Source organism: Rhizobium phaseoli (assembly GCF_010668805.1).
In the GTDB taxonomy this organism is placed as follows: Bacteria; Pseudomonadota; Alphaproteobacteria; order Rhizobiales; family Rhizobiaceae; genus Rhizobium; species Rhizobium phaseoli_A.
Window position 1 is genome coordinate 204,101 of record NZ_WUFT01000006.1, and the last position, 18,162, is coordinate 222,262.

Sequence of the window (18,162 nt, forward strand, 5' to 3'; positions counted from 1 at the left end):
ATGTATGGGCACCGCATTCCACACGTAAGGCATGGGATAGTCCGGGAGAAATCCGGATCGTTCCGCCCGGTGGCATCTTCGAAGAGGATGCTGTTCGCCTTGCGGAGGTTCAACCGGAAAAGGATAACAAAGGCATGGCATTGCCCGATTTCTCTATGCGCCAGCTTCTCGAAGCAGGCGTCCACTTCGGCCACCAGACGCACCGCTGGAACCCGAAGATGAAGCCGTACATCTTCGGCGATCGTAACAACATCCACATCATCGACCTGGCTCAGACCGTTCCGATGCTGTCGCGCGCCCTGCAGGTCGTCAGCGACACCGTTGCCCGCGGCGGCCGCGTTCTCTTCGTCGGCACCAAGCGCCAGGCGTCCGAGATCATCGCCGACAGCGCCAAGCGTTCGGCCCAGTACTACGTCAATTCACGTTGGCTCGGCGGCATGATGACGAACTGGAAGACGATCTCCAATTCGATCCAGCGCCTGCGCAAGCTCGATGAGATCCTGAACGGCGAAGCCCAGGGCTTCACCAAGAAGGAACGCCTGAACCTCGAGCGCGAGCGTGAAAAGCTCGACAAGGCTCTCGGCGGTATCCGCGATATGGGCGGCACGCCGGACCTGATGTTCATCATCGACACCAACAAGGAAAAGATCGCGATCGACGAAGCCAAGCGCCTCGGCATCCCGGTCGTCGCCATCATCGACTCGAACTGCGACCCGGACCTGATCGACTATCCGATCCCGGGTAACGACGACGCATCGCGCGCTATCGCCCTCTATTGCGAGCTGATCTCCCGCGCTGCCATCGACGGCATTGCCCGTCAGCAGGGCTCTTCCGGCCGTGATCTCGGCGCGTCCTCAGAAGTTCCGGTCGAGCCGGCTCTCGAGGAAGCAGCCGAAGGCTGATGAAAGCGGGCGGATCGGAAGGTCCGCCTATGCTTGCAGGGACTGGGCTTGCATGACTGGAAAGGCCGCTCGCGACTCATCGAAGTTCGGCGGCCTTGCCTGTTTCAGGGCGAGGGCATCAGGCTCTTTGCCAGATAAGTTTCGGTATGACGCGTCTTCATCACGCTGTCATACATACAGGTACATTTCGTGCCTTAATCCGGTGCCGCGCCGCGCTTTGCGGCCCACCGTATGAACCGACAAGAGGAAGCTAATGAGCGAGATTACGGCTGTAATGGTGAAGGAACTGCGCGAAAAGACCGGCGCAGGCATGATGGACTGCAAGAAGGCTCTTGCTGAGACCGGCGGCGACATGGAAGCGGCGATCGACTGGCTGCGCGCCAAGGGCATCGCCAAGGCTGACAAGAAGTCGGGCCGCACCGCCGCTGAGGGCCTCATCGCCGTTTCCAGCCAGGGCACCAAGGCAGTCGTCGTCGAAGTCAACTCCGAAACCGACTTCGTCGCCCGTAACGATGCCTTCCAGGATCTCGTCCGCGGCATTGCCAAGGTCGCCGTCTCCACCGACGGCACCGTCGACGCCGTTGCGGCTGCGACCTACCCTGCATCCGGCAAGTCCGTTTCGGACACGATCAAGGATGCGATCGCAACGATCGGCGAGAACATGAACCTGCGCCGCTCGGTCGCGCTCTCCGTTGAGGACGGCGTCGTCGCCACCTATATCCACAATGCCGTTTCCGACGGCCTCGGCAAGCTTGGCGTTCTCGTTGCCCTGAAGTCGACCGGCGACAAGGAAGCCCTGAACGCAATCGGCCGTCAGGTCGCCATGCACATCGCGGCGACCGCGCCGCTGGCGATCCGCCCGGAGGAAGTCGATGCCGCCGTCGCCGAGCGCGAGCGCAACGTCTTCATCGAGCAGTCGCGCGCTTCCGGCAAGCCTGACAACATCATCGAGAAGATGGTCGACGGCCGCATGCGCAAGTTCTTCGAGGAAGTCGCCCTTCTCTCGCAGGCTTTCGTCATCAATCCGGATCTGACCGTCGCAGCCGCCGTCAAGGAAGCTGAAAAGGCCGTCGGCGCGCCGATCGAAGTCGCCGGCATGGCCCGCCTTCTGCTCGGCGAAGGCGTCGAGAAGGAAGAGACCGATTTCGCAGCCGAAGTTGCGGCTGCCGTCAAGGGTTGATCTTCCTGCCATAATTGGGAAAACACCAGGGCATCGCGTGACAACGCGGTGCCCTTCGTGTATCGGGCACTCACGGCAATTTACGAGGAGCCAAGATGTCTATAGAGCCTGTCTATAAACGCGTTCTACTCAAGGCTTCCGGCGAAGCGCTCATGGGTAGCCAGGGCTTCGGGATCGATGTTGCGGTAGCGGACCGCGTTGCATCCGACATCGCCGAGGCAAGGCATATGGGCGTGGAAGTCGGCGTCGTCGTCGGTGGCGGCAATATCTTCCGCGGCGTCGCAGTAGCGTCCAAGGGCGGCGACCGGGTCACCGGCGACCACATGGGTATGCTCGGCACCATCATCAACGCGCTGGCGCTGGCGACCTCGCTGCGCAAGCTGAACATCGATACGGTGGTGCTTTCGGCCATCTCCATGCCCGAGATCTGCGAGAGCTTTTCGCAGCGCGCAACCCTCTATCATCTGTCGATGGGACGCGTGGTGATCTTTGCCGGCGGTACCGGCAACCCCTTCTTCACCACCGATTCGGCCGCAGCACTGCGCGCAGCTGAAATGGGTGCGGAAGCGATCTTCAAGGGTACGCAGGTGGACGGGATCTATACCGCCGATCCGAAGAAATACCCCGATGCGACTCGCCTCGACCGGCTGACGCACCAGGAAGTGCTGGATAGGGGGCTTGCGGTGATGGACGTTGCCGCCGTCGCGCTCGCCAGGGAGAATTCCATTCCGATCATCGTCTTCTCGATCCATGAGAAAGGCGGTTTTGCTGAAATCTTGACGGGGGGTGGCCTCAAGACCATCGTCTCCGACAACTGATATAAGCTGCGCCGCTTGATCAGGCGCAGCCCCTTGCTGAAACATGGTGATTTAGGCCCGGTTGGTCTGAAATCTGAATCACGTTGCGGCAAGCGAATATGAAAGATAGCGACGCGCTTTATACGGGAGCATCGACATGAGTGAAGGTATCGACATCAAGGAACTGAAGCGCCGCATGGATGGCGCGGTTTCGGCATTCAAGAGCGACATCGCATCGCTGCGCACCGGCCGTGCTTCGGCCAACATCCTCGATCCGGTGACGATCGAGGCTTATGGTTCGCGTATGCCGCTGAACCAGGTCGCCAACATCACTGTGCCCGAGTCGCGCATGCTGTCGGTTTCCGTCTGGGACAAGTCGATGGTCAGCGCCGTCGAGCGTGGCATCCGCGAATCCAATCTCGGGCTCAACCCGATCGTCGACGGCCAGAGCCTGCGTATTCCGTTGCCTGAGCTGAACGAGGAGCGCCGCAAGTCGCTCGTCAAGGTGGCTCATGACTATGCCGAAAAGAGCAAGGTCGCGATTCGCCACGTTCGCCGCGATGGCATGGACGGCCTTAAGAAGGCCGAAAAGGATAGCGTAATTGGCCAGGACGAGGGCAGGGCGCAGTCGGAACGTGTACAGAAGATGACGGACGAGACGATTTCCGAAATCGACCGCTTGCTTGGCGAGAAGGAAAAGGAAATCATGCAGGTCTAGTGGATCTGTGCCTTTGCCTGGAAAGACCGGACGGGAAATGTCGGAATCTGTATTTGTGACCGTGCCAGAGCATGTTGCCATCATCATGGACGGCAATGGCCGTTGGGCCAAGCAGCGCGGCCTGCCGCGGACAATGGGCCATCGCAAGGGCGTCGAGGCGGTGCGCGAGACAGTACGCGCAGCCGGTGCGGCCGGCATAAAATATCTGACCCTCTTTGCCTTCTCCTCGGAGAACTGGCGCCGGCCGGAGGCCGAAGTCTCCGATCTGCTCGGACTGTTGAAGGCCTTCATCCGGCGCGACCTCGCCGAGCTCCATCGCCAGAACGTCCGGATCAAGGTGATCGGCGACCGCCACAGCCTGCGCAACGACATTCTCGGCCTGCTGCTTGAGGCGGAGGAAACGACCAAGGACAATACGGCGCTGACACTGGTCATCGCCTTCAATTACGGTTCGCGCGACGAGATCTCCCGGGCTGTGGTGAGCCTGGCGAGGGATGTCGAGGCCGGCCGCCTGAGGGCGCAGGATATCACCCCGGCACTGATCAACGCCCGTCTCGACACGGCGGGCATTCCCGATCCGGATCTCATTATCCGCACCAGCGGCGAGGAGCGGCTGTCCAACTTTCTGCTCTGGCAGGTCGCTTATTCGGAATTCATCTTCGTTCCGGAATACTGGCCGGATTTCAGCCCTGAGATCTTCCGCTCGGCGCTCGAGAAGTTCGCCTCTCGCGATCGGCGCTTCGGCGGCCTGTCGTCGCAGGCCGCCGCGGTTGGCACCTGATGCAGCAGGAATTGAAGCTCCGCATCGTTTCAGGACTGATTCTTGCGGCCATCGTTCTTGCAGCCACCTGGTATGGCGGGTTTGCCTTCCGCATTCTGGCGGCGGTGATCGGCCTGCTGATCTATTATGAATGGTCGACAATATCAGGCATCGCGCGTGATTGGGTCGCCAATACGGTCGGCTGGATCGGCCAGGCGGCGATCGCCTTCCTCGTGCTTATCGGCAATTTCGAATTCGCCGCCGGCATGCTGGTCGGCGTCACCGCCGTCGGCATAGCGCTGATCATCCTGCATGGCACCAGCCGCTGGCTGCCCGTGGGCCTGTTTTATGCAGGTGCCACCGGCCTGGTGCTCGCTGCGATCAGAAGCGACGACCGGCCTGGCCTTTACGCCATGCTCTTCGTCTTTGCCGTCGTCTGGGCAACCGACATCCTCGCTTATTTCATCGGTAGGGCGCTCGGGGGACCGAAGCTTGCCCCTTCGATTTCGCCGGGAAAAACATGGTCGGGCGCAGTCGGCGGCGCCGTTTCGGCGGTCGCAGCCGGTGTGGTTCTCGTCCATTTTCTCCTTCCGGGCGCTGAAGTCATCGCCGCCGTCGCAGCACTCGTTCTCTCGGTTTGCAGCCAGTCGGGAGATCTGTTCGAATCTTTCATCAAGCGAAAATTCGGCGTCAAGGATTCAAGCCGTCTCATTCCGGGTCATGGCGGCGTCATGGATCGGGTAGACGGACTGATTTTTGCCTGTTTTTCGGCGTTGTTGCTTGCTGGATTATTTTCCCTGATAAAGGGGACTGCGATGACGTCGCTCGGCGCGGCATTGTTCGGCCTTTGATGACGCCGCAGCCTGACGGAAGGAACCGATAGAAGTGATGGCCGATATATACGCATTCCTGATGGGGAATATCGTCACCTTCATCCTCGTGCTTTCGTTGCTCGTCTTCGTGCACGAGATGGGCCATTACCTCGTCGGGCGCTGGAGCGGTATCCGCATCCTGGCCTTCTCCGTCGGTTTCGGTCCGGAGATATTCGGCTTCACCGACCGTCATGGAACGCGCTGGAAGATCTCGGTGATCCCGCTTGGCGGTTACGTCCGTTTCTTCGGCGACGAGGACGCCTCGAGCAAGCCCGACAGCGACAAGATCGCCGCCATGTCCGAGGAGGATAGGGCGCGCTCCTTTGCCGGAGCAAAGTTGTGGAAACGTGCAGCGACGGTTGCTGCCGGCCCGATCGCCAATTTCCTGCTGGCGATCGCTATCTTCACCGTTCTTTTCTCGGTCTACGGCCGTTCGGTCGCCGATCCCATCGTCGCCGAAGTCAGGCCGGATGGTGTGGCGGCTGCCGCCGGCATCCTTCCCGGCGATCTCCTGGTCGCCATCGACGGCGGCAAGGTCGAGACTTTCGACGACGTGCGCCGCTATGTCGCCATCCGCCCGAGCCAGACGATCGTCGTCACTGTTGAGCGCGGCGGTCAGAAGCTCGACTTGCCGATGGTGCCGCAACGCGTAGACCAGACCGACCAGTTCGGCAACAAGATCGAGCTCGGCCAGATCGGCATCGTCACCAACAAGGAGGTCGGCAATTTCCGCCTGCAGACCTATACGCCGCTCCAGGCGCTGCGTGAGGGCGTGATCGAGACCCGGGACATCGTCACCGGCACCTTCAAATATATCGGCAATATTTTCCGCGGAACGATGCGGGCCGATCAACTGGGCGGGCCGATCCGCGTGGCGCAAGCTTCGGGCCAGATGGCGAAGCTTGGTATAGGGGCAGTGTTGCAGCTCGCCGCCATGCTTTCAGTTTCGATAGGATTGCTTAACCTGATGCCGGTTCCGGTACTTGATGGCGGCCACCTGATGTTCTATGCGGTGGAAGCGGTGAGAGGAAAACCGCTGGGCGCCAAGGCTCAGGAAATCGCATTTCGCATTGGTTTGGCCATGATACTAACATTGATGGTTTTCACGACCTGGAACGACATTAGCCTGAGCTAAGGGTAAACGCGCAAGGCAGGGGAATTACTATTTATTTACGATGTTTCAAGGCTGTAGTGGCGAATGGGTCACGCTTCGAAATGAAGTAAACAGAAATTAACGACCTCCCTTGCTTGTATGTCAAAAGCGGGTAAAACGACACACGTGACCGGAATCGGGTTCTCCCGGGGTCGGGGACGAGGGAAAAAAAGGTAATAGGTGAAATGAAGGCTGGTTCAAAGTTTTTGAACGCAGTATCGGCGGTTGCGCTGTCTGCTAGTGTTGTTGCTTCGGGCGCAGGTGCTTTGACGTTCGTTTCTGCTACGGCCGCTGAGGCCGCGGTCATCCAGCGCATCGATGTGCGCGGCGCAAGCCGCGTTGGCGCGGAAGCCGTCCGGTCAAACCTCACCATCGCTCCCGGAAAGAGTTTTTCGAACACCGATATCGATGACTCGGTCAAGCAGCTCTATGGGACCGGCTATTTCTCCGACGTCAAGATTTCGGTCTCCGGAAGCACACTTGTCGTCAACGTCCAGGAAGCCCAGCTCGTCAATCAGGTCGTGTTCAACGGCAATCGCAAGATCAAGGACGACAAGCTCGCGACCATCGTCCAGACGCATGCTGCCGGCCCCTACAGCGACACCCAGATTCAGTCCGACATCCAGTCGATCAAGGAAGCGTACGCCGCCACCGGCCGCAGCGAAGTTGAAGTCACGACGCAGGTGGTGCCGCTCGGCGAAGGCCGCGTCAATCTTGCCTTCGTCATCAACGAAGGCGATCGCACCAAGATCGATTCGATCAACTTCGTCGGCAACAATGCCTACAGCGCCGGCCGCCTGGCTGCCGTCATCGCTACCAAGCGTTCGAACTTCCTGTCGTTCCTGACCCGCAAGGATGTCTATAACGAAGACAAGCTCCATGCCGACGAGGAAGCGCTGCGCCAGTTCTATTACAATCGCGGCTACGCCGACATGCGCATCGTCTCTTCCGATGCGACCTTTGACGACGCGACCAACAAGTACACGCTCACCTTCAACATCGAGGAAGGCCAGCGTTACGACTTCGGACCGGTGACCGTCCAGTCGACCGTCGAAGGCGTCGGTTCCGAGCAATTGCAGCCGCTCGTGCGCACCCACGAAGGCCATGTCTACAACGCCAAGGAAGTGCAGAAGTCGATCGAAGCGATCTCCGATCAGGTCGCCTCTGCCGGTTATCCCTTTGCGCGCGTCACGCCGCGCGGTAACCGGGACCTCAACAACAATACGATCGGTGTCGAATATCTGGTCGACCAAGGCGAGCGCGCCTATGTCGAGCGCATCGAGATCCGTGGCAACAGCCGCACGCGCGATTACGTGATCCGCCGCGAATTCGATATGAGCGAAGGCGACGCCTTCAACCAGCAGATGATCACCAAGGCCAAGCGCCGCCTCGAAGCCCTCGGTTACTTCTCCTCCGTCAATATTTCCACCCAGCCGGGCAGCTCGCCGGATCGCGTCGTGGTGGTCGTCGACGTGCAGGATCAGTCCACCGGTTCGTTCGGTGTCGGCGCGGGCTATGCCGCAGGCGGCGATGGTCTGCTGCTTGAAGCATCCATCGAGGAAAAGAACTTCCTCGGCCGCGGTCAGTACATCCGCATTTCGGCCGGCGGCGGTCAGGAAGGCTCGCGCGCCTACGGCGTCAGCTTCACCGAACCCTATTTCCTCGGCTATCGACTGGCGGCCGGTTTCGACGTCAACCACAGTGAAACGTCGAGCAACGATAACTACGACTACGAGGAAACCAGCGTCGTCCTGCGCGTCACCGCGCCGATCACCGAAGACTTGGCGACGACTTTCCGCTATAATTACAAACAGATGAAGTATGACGCGAGTAATAGCGATCTTGCCGACCTGTCCGCTCCGTATCAGCACCTCGTTGAGGACAGCCCGTGGACACGTTCTTCCGTCTCGCAGACGCTGACTTACAACACGCTTGACGATACCGTCCTGCCGCGCGAAGGCATCTATGCGACGGCGACGCAGGAACTTGCCGGCCTCGGCGGCGACTCGCAATTCTACAAACTCTACGGCAAGGCCCGCTATTACCGTCTGCTCGCTGACGATGCCGATATCATCGGCTCGGTTTCTGCTTCGGCGGGGTATGTCGTCGGCCTTGGGGACCACCTGAATGTCTTTGATCAGTTCACCCTGAGCAACGGCGATATTCGCGGCTTTGAAAACAAGGGCATCGGCCCGCGCGTTTCTGGCACCAACGACGATCCGCTTGGTGGTACGACGTATTTCACCGCATCGGCCGAAGCGACCTTCCCGATGCCGGGTTTCCCGCGTGACTTCAACCTGCGCGGAGCGGTCTTTGCCGACGCCGGCACGCTGTTCGGCAACGACGTTGACCTGAGGGGCGACGGCATTGACGGCGAAGACGCCTCTCTGCGCGCTTCCGTCGGTGTCGGTGTCGTCTGGCAGTCTCCCTTCGGTTCATTGCGCCTGGATTACGCGATCCCGGTTCTCAAGGAAGACTTCGACAAGACGCAGAACTTCAAGTTTGGCATCAACAACCAATTCTGATATCGGCAGTCCGGAACTGTAAGACTCAATTCCGTTCTGGAGCATTGCCGATGGAGCAAAACGTTTTTTTTCTGCCCCATGAAGGTCTGAAGCTCGCTGAGCTGGCAGAGTTTCTTGGGGCGGAACTTGCCAATTCCGACCACGCCGATGTTATCGTCAGGTCCGTTGCCCCGATCCACAGGGCGCGGGCGGGTGATGTTTGTTATATCCTGTCGCGCCGCAACCGCGATGAATTCGGGACATGCGAAGCCTCGGCGGTGATCTGCGACAAGGCGCTCGTCGATCTCGTCCCCCCGCATATCCCGGTCATCCTGTCGTCCAATCCGCACGCGGCCTTCGCGATGGCGGGCGGCCTGTTTTATCCCGCTGCGTTGCGCCCGGTCGTCTTTTCGGGTGAAGGCGAGATCGCGCCGAGCGCGGTGATCGATCCGAGCGCCAGGCTTGAAAAGGGCGTGATCGTCGAGCCGCTGGCGGTTATCGGTGCGCATGCCGAGATCGGCGAAGGGACGCGCATCGGCGCGCACAGTATCATTGGACCGAACGTCAAGATCGGCCGGGATTGTTCCATCGCGGCCGGCGCGAGCGTGCTCTGCGCGCTGATCGGCAATGGCGTCATCATCCACAACGGCGTTCGCATTGGCCAGGATGGTTTCGGTTATGCGCCGGGTCCGCGCGGTATGATCAAGATCGTCCAAATCGGCCGGGTGATCATCCAGGATAAGGTCGAAATTGGCGCCAACACCACGATCGACCGTGGTGCCATGGACGATACGGTCATCGGTGAAGGCACGAAGATCGACAACCAGGTACAGATCGGCCACAACGTTCAGATCGGACGCCATTGCGCTATCGTCGCGCAGGTCGGAATCGCCGGCAGCACGAAGATCGGCAACGGCGTGCAGATCGGCGGCCAGGTCGGCATCAAGGGACATGTGACGATCGGCGACGGCGTGCAGATTGCCGCCAAAAGCGGTATCATGACCGATCTTGCCGCCGGCGGGCAATATGGCGGTGTACCGGCCCGTCCGCTAAAAGACTATCTGAGAGAGGCCGCACAACAAGTGTCGAAGTCCAAGTTGCGCGGTCGGAACCCTGGAGGCAAGGAAAATGACTGAAGAAGCCACGACAACGCTTTCTTCGGCGGACATCATCGAGATCATGAAGCTGCTGCCGCATCGCTACCCCTTCCTCATGGTCGACAAGATCATCGAGATCGACGGCGACAACAGCGCGATCGGCATCAAGAATGTCACGGTGAACGAACCGCATTTCACCGGCCATTTTCCGGAGGCTCCGATCATGCCGGGCGTTCTCCTGATCGAAGGCATGGCGCAGACCGCGGGCGCGATCTGTGCCAAGAAGGAAGGCCAGCCGGGTAATCTCGTCTACTTCATGACCATCGAGAACGCGCGCTTCCGCAAGCCCGTTGTCCCTGGCGACCGCGTCGAATTCCATGTCAGGAAGCACAAGCAGCGCGGCAATATCTGGAAATTCCATTGCGACGCCAAGGTCGACGGCGGGCTTGTCGCCGAAGCCGATATCGGCGCGATGATCGTTCGTAAGGAACAGGCATGAGCACTATCGCCGAAAGCGCCCGTATTCATCCGATGGCTGTCGTCGAAGACGGGGCTGTTATCGGTGAGGGCGTCAAGATCGGTCCGTTCTGCCATGTCGGCCCGCACGTCGTCCTGCGTGAAAATGTCGAGCTCTTGTCGCATGCGATCGTCACCGGCCGCACCGTGATCGGCAAGGGCACGCGGATCTTTCCCATGGCCGTCGTCGGCGGGGATCCGCAGAGCGTGCATCACGGCGGCGAGGAGACGACGCTTTCGGTCGGCGCCAACTGCACGATCCGCGAAGGCGTGACAATGAATACCGGCACGGCCGATTTCGGCGGCCGGACGATCGTCGGCGATAACAACCTCTTCCTTGCCAATTCCCATGTCGCGCATGACTGCAGGGTCGGCAATCACGTGATCATGTCGAACAATGTCATGCTCGCCGGCCACGTCGTCATCGAGGATCGCGTCATCCTGGGCGGCGGCTCGGCCGTTCACCAGTTCACGCGCGTCGGCCGCCATGCCTTCGTCGGCGGGCTTTCGGCCGTGAGCTACGACGTCATTCCCTACGGCATGCTGAACGGTAATCCCGGGCTGCTGAGCGGCCTCAATGTCGTCGGCATGACGCGCGCCGGCGTCGACCGCGCGGTCATCCACAGGGTGCGTCGCGCCTATAAGTCGATCTTCGAAGGAGCGGGTTCCGTCCGCGAAAACGCCGCCGCTATTCGTGACGATTATGCCGATTGCGAACAGGCGGTCCACATCCTCGATTTCATCGCTGCCGATAGCGACCGCGCTCTCTCCTCGCCGACCCGAGGGCAGAAGGGCTAGTCCGTGGCTTTATCAGGCGAAACCGCTGCGGGCCGGCTGGCGATCATCGCCGGCGGCGGTCTTCTGCCTTCCTATGTCGCCGCAGCTGCGCGTGCGGCAGGTGAAAATCCCGTCATCGTTGCGCTGAAAGACGAAAGCGACCGGCGCTGGGAAGGTTATGACCATGCAGTTATCGGCATCGGCGATTTCAAAGCTCTTGATGGCTTGCTCAACCGGTATGGCGTCAGCCGGGTCGTGATGTCGGGCAGCGTTGCCCGCCGGCCGGAATGGCGCGAGGTGCGCCCGACGCTGCGCATCCTGATGAAAGTGCCGGCCGCCATCCGCACCCTGCTGTCCGGCGGCGACGACACGGTTCTGCAGATGGTCATCCGCCTGATTGAAGGAAACGGCCGCCGCGTCGTCGGCGCCCATGAAATTGCCCCCGACCTTCTTGCCTCTGTCGGTCCGCTTGGCGCCGTCGTGCCGGGCGAGCAAGACCGGCGCGACATCAGCCGCGCAGCCGAAGCCGCAGACATGCTCGGCCGGCTCGATGTCGGGCAGGGCGCCATCAGCATCGGCGGGCGTGTCGTCGCGCTGGAGGGTCTAGAGGGCACCGATGAGATGCTGGACCGCGTCGCAGGTCTCAGAGCCGCCGGGCGCATCTCCCCGCGGCGCCGCGGCGTGCTCGTCAAGCTCTGCAAGCCGCAACAGGATATCCGTGCCGACCTGCCGGCGATCGGCGTTTCCACTGTCCTGAACGCTAGGAAAGCCGGTCTTGCGGGGGTCGCGGTGGAGGCCGGCCGCTCGCTGGTGCTCGACCGTGCCGCCGTGATCGAAGCCGCCGACGAGGCCGGACTTTTTGTCTGCGGCATCGATCGCGGCCTGCCGGCATGGGGGCTCGAATGAACGGGGCGCCGCTGAAGATCGCCGTCATTGCCGGTGAGGTCTCGGGTGATCTGCTCGGTGCCGATCTCATCGCCGCCCTGAAGCGGATTCATGCCGGCCCGGTAGAACTTGTCGGCGTCGGCGGCGAGGGGTTGCAGGCAGAGGGCCTGAAATCCCTATTCGATTTCTCCGAGCTGTCGATCATGGGCATCACCCAGGTGCTGAGCCGGCTGCCAAAGCTCTATACCCTGATCCGCCAGACGACCGCCGCCATCATCGCTGCAAAGCCTGACATTCTCCTCATTATCGACAGCCCGGATTTCACCCATCGCATCGCCAAGCGGGTCCGCACCGCGCTGCCGGATCTGCCTGTCGTCAATTATGTCTGTCCGAGCGTCTGGGCCTGGAAAGAATATCGCGCCACGCGCATGCTTGCCTATGTCGATCATGTGCTCGCCGTCCTGCCCTTCGAGCCGGCAACGATGCAGCGCCTCAATGGCCCGGCAACCACCTATGTCGGTCATCGCCTGACCGCCGACCCTGCGCTGTTGGAAACCCGGCGCCTGCGGGCCGGCAGGCAGCCCGGCAACGGCCCGATCCTTCTTCTGCCCGGCTCACGCTCCTCCGAAATTCAGAAGCTCCTGCCGCATTTCGAGGTGGCGGCAAGCGAACTTGTCGCCCGCAATGGGCCGATGCGCTTTATTCTGCCGACGGTGACACACAGGCATGCGCTTGTCCGCCAACTGACGGCGGCCTGGGCGGTCAAGCCGGAGATCGTGGTCGGCCCGGAAGCAAAATGGCAGGCCTTCGCTGAAGCCGATGCAGCCATGGCGGCATCTGGAACTGTCATTCTTGAACTGGCGCTTGCCGATGTTCCTGTCGTCTCCGCCTACAAGGTCGACTGGATCATGCGTCTGCTGACGTCAAGCATCAAGACCTGGACAGGCGCGCTGCCAAACCTGATTGCCGATTACGCCGTCGTGCCGGAATATCTGAACGACGTCGTTCGGGGCGCAAGCCTCGCCCGCTGGATGGAGAGGCTGTCGGCCGACACTTACCAGCTGAAGGCGATGAAGGAAGGCTATGATCTCATCTGGCAGCGCATGCAGACCGAAAAACCACCAGGCGAACATGCCGCCGAAATCCTTCTCGACGTGCTGAACAAGAAAAAACCCGGTCGTCTCTGACCGGGTTTTCTTCTTTTCGGGTGATATATTGGCCGAAGCGATCAGCGCTTCGAAACCGGGATATAGTCACGCTTCGGTTCACCGACATAGAGCTGGCGCGGACGGCCGATGCGCTGCTCCGGATCCTCGATCATCTCGTTCCACTGCGCGATCCAGCCGACGGTGCGGGCAAGCGCGAAGAGCACGGTGAACATGGTCGTGGGGAAGCCCAGCGCCTTCAGCGTGATGCCGGAATAGAAGTCGATGTTCGGATAGAGCTTCTTTTCGATGAAATATTCGTCGGTGAGCGCGATGCGCTCCAGCTCCATCGCCACTTCGAGCAACGGGTCGTCCTTGATGCCGAGCTCGCCGAGCACCTCATGCGTCGTCTTCTGCATGATCTTGGCGCGCGGATCATAGTTCTTGTAGACGCGGTGGCCGAAGCCCATCAGGCGGAACGGATCGTTCTTGTCCTTGGCGCGGGCGATATATTCCGGAATGTGGTCGACCGAGCCGATCTCATGCAGCATATTGAGGGCTGCTTCGTTGGCGCCGCCATGCGCGGGGCCCCAGAGGCAGGCGATGCCGGCCGCGATGCAGGCGAACGGGTTGGCGCCCGACGAGCCGGCGAGACGCACGGTCGAAGTCGAGGCGTTCTGCTCGTGATCGGCATGCAGGATGAAGATCCGATCCATGGCGCGGGCAAGCACCGGATTGACCACATATTCTTCGCAAGGCACGGCAAAACACATGCGCAGGAAGTTCGAAGCATAGTCGAGATCGTTCTTCGGATAAACGAAGGGCTGGCCGATATGGTATTTGTAAGCCATGGCGGCAAGCGTCGGCATCTTGGCGATCATGCGCAGGCTGGCGACCATGCGCTGGTGCGGATCGGTGATGTCGGTTGAGTCATGATAGAAGGCCGACAGTGCGCCGACGCAGCCGCACATGACGGCCATCGGGTGTGCGTCGCGGCGGAAGCCGGTGAAGAAGCGGCTCATCTGCTCGTGCACCATGGTGTGGTGCGTGACGCGATAATCGAAATCTTTCTTCTGTGCGGTGGTCGGCAGTTCGCCGTAGAGAAGCAGATAGCAGACCTCGAGGAAGTCGCCATGCTCGGCCAGCTGCTCGATCGGATAGCCGCGATGCAGCAGCACACCTTCGTCGCCGTCGATGTAGGTGATTTTCGATTCACAGGATGCGGTCGAGGTGAAACCCGGATCGTAGGTGAAGGAAGCCGTGTTCTTGTAGAGGGCACCGATATCGATGACGCTCGGGCCAATCGTGCCGCTCTTGACGGCAAGGTCGACAGATTTGTCACCGATTTTTATTGTAGCGCTTTGATCCGTCATGCTGATCCTCCGAAATGGCGGTGGCGCCATAAAAGCGCCATAGGGGTTAAGCGTCCTCACCGATAGCTATATGATCGCGAAGCTAATGCCAAGTTACCGTGACGGCATTTTGTGCATTGCGGTATCACCTTTTAGGCACTGCAGCGATGAGCCGCGCGCATATCGGAAGCCGATGATTCGACTGGTTTTTTGGCCCTGGCGATTTTCCCTCATATTTCAATCGATTATCCTTGCCGGATTTGATGGGAGGTTGCATTCTGGCTGCCTTCGCGAGTGACCTTGGGCGGCACATGCAGGACGTGACGACAGTCGAATTGCGGCCGGAAGCAGGCGCCGGCTCAACCGGTTCCTCCGATATTTTGCCGCCCGTCGTGGTTATACGGCCGACCAGGACGCAATCGACGACGCCTTTGCGCCATCGGCTGCCGGCCGCAGCCCGGCAATCGATTGGCGCCGGCATGCGCATGCTGGGCGAGGAGGCGGATCATGGCCGCTTGCTGCTGTTTTCGCCGGTGTTCCTCGGCGCCGGGGCGGCATTCTGGTTTGTTGCGGCATCCGATTTTCCGCTCGTTGCATCGCTGCTCTGCCTGTTGGTGCTGACGATCGCGGTTCTCATCGCAGGCCGCAGCCGGGCGGCCATGCGGGCAATGCTGCTGGCGCCTGCACTTTTTGCCTGTGGCATGCTCTGCGCACATTTCGAGAGTTGGCGGGCTTCGACGGTGATCCTCGATTCCTCGGTGACGACGACAGTGACCGGTCGCGTCGAGCGCCGGGAAGGCAACGGCCACGGGCGCTGGCGCTACATTCTTGCCGTCACCGGCACCGAGGCGCCGGAGTTGAAGCGGCCGCCGGGACGCATAACCGCGATCGTGCGCGGCGCCGACACGCCCTTTGAGATCGGCGACCTCATCACCGGCAGGGCACGACTGACGCCGCCGGCAGGCCCCGCGCTTCCTGAACTCAACGACTTCTCCTTCGGTGCCTATTTCGATGGCATCGGCGCCAACGGCTTCTTCTACGGCGCGCCAGAGAAGGATCTGGAGGCGGGTCCGCAGGCTGCCAGATCGACATCGGAAGCTTTGCTGGAATGGCTTTACCGGCTGCGCAGCAGCATTGGCGACCGCATACGATCGATCCTGCCCGGCGACACCGGCGCTTTTGCCGCCGCTCTAGTGACCGACGAGCGACGCGCCATCTCGAATGCGACGACGGAGGCGCTGCGCCAGTCCGGCCTTGCTCATATTGTCGCGATCTCCGGCCTCAACATGGCGCTATCAGCCGGCATCTTCTTCGTCGGCTTCCGGATGCTGCTCAGCCTTTTTCCGGGCGTCGCTCAGGCCTATTCGACAAAGAAGATCGCCGCATCAGGCGCGCTCATCGCCGTCACCGCCTACTACCTGATTTCCGGCTTCGGGGTCTCGGCCGAACGTGCCTTCATCATGATGGCGATCATGCTGGTTGCCGTCTTCTTCGACCGGCCGTCGATCAGCCTGCGCAATGTCGTTCTCTCAGCGCTCGTCATCATCGCCATTTCGCCGTCCGAAGTCTTGGGCCCGAGCTTCCAGATGTCCTTTGCCGCGACATTGGCACTGGTATCGGGTTATCAACTGTGGAAGGACCGGCGCGTCCGCGAAAACGCCTTGCTGAAACTGCCGGTCTTCCGACCGATCCTTGCCGTCGCCGGCTTCTTCGGCGGCGTCTTCCTGACCTCGCTGATCGGCGGTTTTTCCACGGCGCTGTTTTCGATCGAGCATTTTCATCGCCTGACCGCTTACGGCCTGCCGGCAAATCTCGCGACAATGCCGATCATCTCCTTCATCGTCATGCCGGCCGGGCTGCTGGCGATGTTGCTCATGCCGTTCGGTCTGGACGCTCCGCTCTGGAAGGTGGTGGGCGTCGGCCTTGATCTGGTGATTGCGGTCGCCAAGACGGTCTCCGGCTGGGGCGGTGATATCGGCATCGGCCGCATGCCCGCTTGGTATTTCGCAGTCGCCGTGGCCGGGTTCCTGCTGCTGACGCTGCTCCGCACCCGGCTGCGCCATATCGGCACATCGATCATCGCTGCCTCGACGTTTATCGTGCTGGTTCTGCCCGTTCCCCGGCCGCCGGATCTGGTGATTTCGGAGGATGGCAGTCTCGTCGCGGTCGTCGCGACTGCGGTAATCGCTTCCAACCGCGAAAACCCGCCGGATTTCATCTTCGACCAGTGGCAGAGAGCGCTGGTCCTGCCGACGCATTTCCCGCCGAAAATGCTGGATGGTCCCGCCGTCCCGCCGGAGGGAGACGACCGCCGCGTCAGGCTTTCCCGCGATCAGCAGAATGAAGCGAGGGCGGCGATGCGCGCGGCTGTCGCCGGTAGTGAAGCAAACCGCTTTTCCTGCGTCAAGAAGGCCTGGTGCACATCAAGGCTTGGCAACGGTCATGTCGTTGCCGTCATCGATAACGCCGCCTATCTCGGTCCGGCTTGCGACGCCGCGGATATCGTCGTGACGTCGGTCCGCTTGCGGTTCAACAGTTGCCGTTCGGGAGCGACGCTTTTCACCGGTGAGACGCTGCGCAGGACGGGCTCCGTCGAGCTGCGCTTGGCGGATGCCGGCCTGGAGGTTGCGACCGCATTCGAGACCCTGTCGCGGCCATGGATGCGACATCGCGCCTATGACTGGCGCAGCAACAGTTTTGCCGAATCCGGCCTCTCCAATGTCAGTGATAGCGGCGAATGAGGCCGACGAGCTTGCCCTGCACCTTGACGCGGTCCGGCCCGAAAATCCGGGTCTCGTAAGCCGGATTGGCAGCCTCCAGCGCGATCGAGGCGCCCTTGCGGCGAAAGCGTTTCAGCGTCGCTTCCTCGTCATCAACCAGGGCAACGACGATGTCGCCGGGACTTGCGGTGCTGCCATTGCGGATGATCACGGTGTCGCCGTCGAAAATGCCGGCGTCGATCATCGAATCGCCCTTGACCTCAAGCGCATAATGTTCGCCGGAGCCGAGCATGTCTGAGGGAACGACGATGTCGTGGGTGTTGTTCTGGATCGCCGAGATCGGAACGCCGGCAGCGATTCGACCCATGACCGGCACGGAGACGGAGTTGCCGTTATCGGCGACCGGTTTTGCAGGCGCAGGCGGGGCGACCGGCTGGGGTTTGCCGAGGCTGCCCTCGATGACGCTTGGCGAAAAGCCGCGCCGGGGCTGGATGCTGGGGCTGTAGGCTTCCGGAAGCTTGATCACCTCGAGCGCCCGGGCGCGGTTCGGTAGGCGGCGAATGAAGCCTCGTTCCTCAAGCGCTGTGATCAGGCGATGAATGCCGGATTTCGAGGCCAGATCCAGGGCATCCTTCATTTCGTCGAAAGAGGGCGGAATGCCGGATTCTTTCATGCGCTCATGAATGAAAAGCAGGAGCTCCTGTTGTTTGCGCGTGAGCATCGACGTGTGACCCCTTGATTGAAACAAATCCAGAACAGACACTATATGTTCCATATGTGTTCC

At 61.0% G+C, this 18,162-nt stretch carries 16 protein-coding genes; 14 read left to right on the forward strand and 2 right to left on the reverse strand.

Features of this window, described 5'->3' with window-relative positions; all coding sequences use genetic code 11:
- Positions 1 to 134: 134 nt before the first annotated feature.
- The 13 genes from rpsB (at position 135) to lpxB (ending at position 13,348) form a co-directional block, all read left to right on the forward strand.
- On the forward strand, positions 135 to 902 hold the full coding sequence (gene rpsB, locus GR197_RS11520) for a 30S ribosomal protein S2 (RefSeq protein WP_003539287.1): 768 nt from the start codon (positions 135 to 137) through the stop codon (positions 900 to 902).
- Positions 903 to 1,155: 253 nt separating this feature from the next.
- Complete coding sequence (gene tsf / locus GR197_RS11525; RefSeq protein WP_164009451.1) at positions 1,156 to 2,082, forward strand: translation elongation factor Ts; 927 nt, start codon at positions 1,156 to 1,158, stop codon at positions 2,080 to 2,082.
- 95 nt (positions 2,083 to 2,177) lie between these two features.
- On the forward strand, positions 2,178 to 2,900 hold the full coding sequence (gene pyrH / locus GR197_RS11530; RefSeq protein WP_007628663.1) for a UMP kinase: 723 nt from the start codon (positions 2,178 to 2,180) through the stop codon (positions 2,898 to 2,900).
- Between the two features lie 136 nt (positions 2,901 to 3,036).
- The gene (gene frr, locus GR197_RS11535; protein WP_164009453.1) at positions 3,037 to 3,597 is read left to right on the forward strand and encodes a ribosome recycling factor; all 561 of its coding nucleotides are present in this window, start codon (positions 3,037 to 3,039) and stop codon (positions 3,595 to 3,597) included.
- Between the two features lie 37 nt (positions 3,598 to 3,634).
- On the forward strand, positions 3,635 to 4,378 hold the full coding sequence (locus tag GR197_RS11540) for an isoprenyl transferase (protein WP_164009455.1): 744 nt from the start codon (positions 3,635 to 3,637) through the stop codon (positions 4,376 to 4,378).
- Positions 4,378 to 5,208 (forward strand): phosphatidate cytidylyltransferase, encoded by an 831-nt coding sequence (locus GR197_RS11545; protein ID WP_164009457.1) that lies wholly within the window; start codon positions 4,378 to 4,380, stop codon positions 5,206 to 5,208. Before GR197_RS11540 ends, GR197_RS11545 begins: the two co-directional genes overlap by 1 nt.
- 37 nt (positions 5,209 to 5,245) lie before the next feature.
- The gene (rseP, locus tag GR197_RS11550) at positions 5,246 to 6,364 is read left to right on the forward strand and encodes an RIP metalloprotease RseP (RefSeq protein WP_164009459.1); all 1,119 of its coding nucleotides are present in this window, start codon (positions 5,246 to 5,248) and stop codon (positions 6,362 to 6,364) included.
- A gap of 203 nt (positions 6,365 to 6,567) precedes the next feature.
- Positions 6,568 to 8,907 (forward strand): outer membrane protein assembly factor BamA, encoded by a 2,340-nt coding sequence (gene bamA, locus GR197_RS11555; RefSeq protein ID WP_164009461.1) that lies wholly within the window; start codon positions 6,568 to 6,570, stop codon positions 8,905 to 8,907.
- 50 nt (positions 8,908 to 8,957) lie between these two features.
- On the forward strand, positions 8,958 to 10,022 hold the full coding sequence (gene lpxD, locus GR197_RS11560; RefSeq protein WP_164009463.1) for a UDP-3-O-(3-hydroxymyristoyl)glucosamine N-acyltransferase: 1,065 nt from the start codon (positions 8,958 to 8,960) through the stop codon (positions 10,020 to 10,022).
- Positions 10,015 to 10,482, forward strand: coding sequence for a 3-hydroxyacyl-ACP dehydratase FabZ (gene fabZ / locus GR197_RS11565; RefSeq protein WP_164009465.1), 468 nt, complete (start codon positions 10,015 to 10,017; stop codon positions 10,480 to 10,482). The genes lpxD and fabZ overlap by 8 nt, the downstream gene beginning before the upstream one ends.
- The gene (lpxA, locus tag GR197_RS11570; protein ID WP_164009467.1) at positions 10,479 to 11,297 is read left to right on the forward strand and encodes an acyl-ACP--UDP-N-acetylglucosamine O-acyltransferase; all 819 of its coding nucleotides are present in this window, start codon (positions 10,479 to 10,481) and stop codon (positions 11,295 to 11,297) included. The genes fabZ and lpxA overlap by 4 nt, the downstream gene beginning before the upstream one ends.
- A 3-nt stretch (positions 11,298 to 11,300) precedes the next feature.
- Positions 11,301 to 12,182: a UDP-2,3-diacylglucosamine diphosphatase LpxI domain-containing protein gene (locus tag GR197_RS11575; RefSeq protein WP_164009469.1), complete on the forward strand. Its 882-nt coding sequence runs from the start codon at positions 11,301 to 11,303 to the stop codon at positions 12,180 to 12,182.
- Positions 12,179 to 13,348, forward strand: coding sequence for a lipid-A-disaccharide synthase (gene lpxB, locus GR197_RS11580; protein WP_164009471.1), 1,170 nt, complete (start codon positions 12,179 to 12,181; stop codon positions 13,346 to 13,348). Before GR197_RS11575 ends, lpxB begins: the two co-directional genes overlap by 4 nt.
- Before the next feature lie 41 nt (positions 13,349 to 13,389).
- On the opposite strand, the gene gltA is transcribed toward lpxB, so the two are convergent.
- On the reverse strand, positions 13,390 to 14,679 hold the full coding sequence (gene gltA, locus GR197_RS11585) for a citrate synthase (protein WP_116273259.1): 1,290 nt from the start codon (positions 14,677 to 14,679) through the stop codon (positions 13,390 to 13,392).
- 290 nt (positions 14,680 to 14,969) lie between these two features.
- Between gltA and GR197_RS11590 the strand changes: the two genes are divergently transcribed.
- On the forward strand, positions 14,970 to 17,399 hold the full coding sequence (locus GR197_RS11590; protein WP_164009473.1) for a ComEC/Rec2 family competence protein: 2,430 nt from the start codon (positions 14,970 to 14,972) through the stop codon (positions 17,397 to 17,399).
- On the opposite strand, the gene lexA is transcribed toward GR197_RS11590, so the two are convergent.
- A complete protein-coding gene (lexA, locus tag GR197_RS11595; protein ID WP_164009475.1) occupies positions 17,380 to 18,099 on the reverse strand; it encodes a transcriptional repressor LexA in 720 nt (239 codons plus the stop codon). The two genes, GR197_RS11590 and lexA, sit on opposite strands and share 20 nt — an antisense overlap.
- Positions 18,100 to 18,162: the final 63 nt, after the last annotated feature.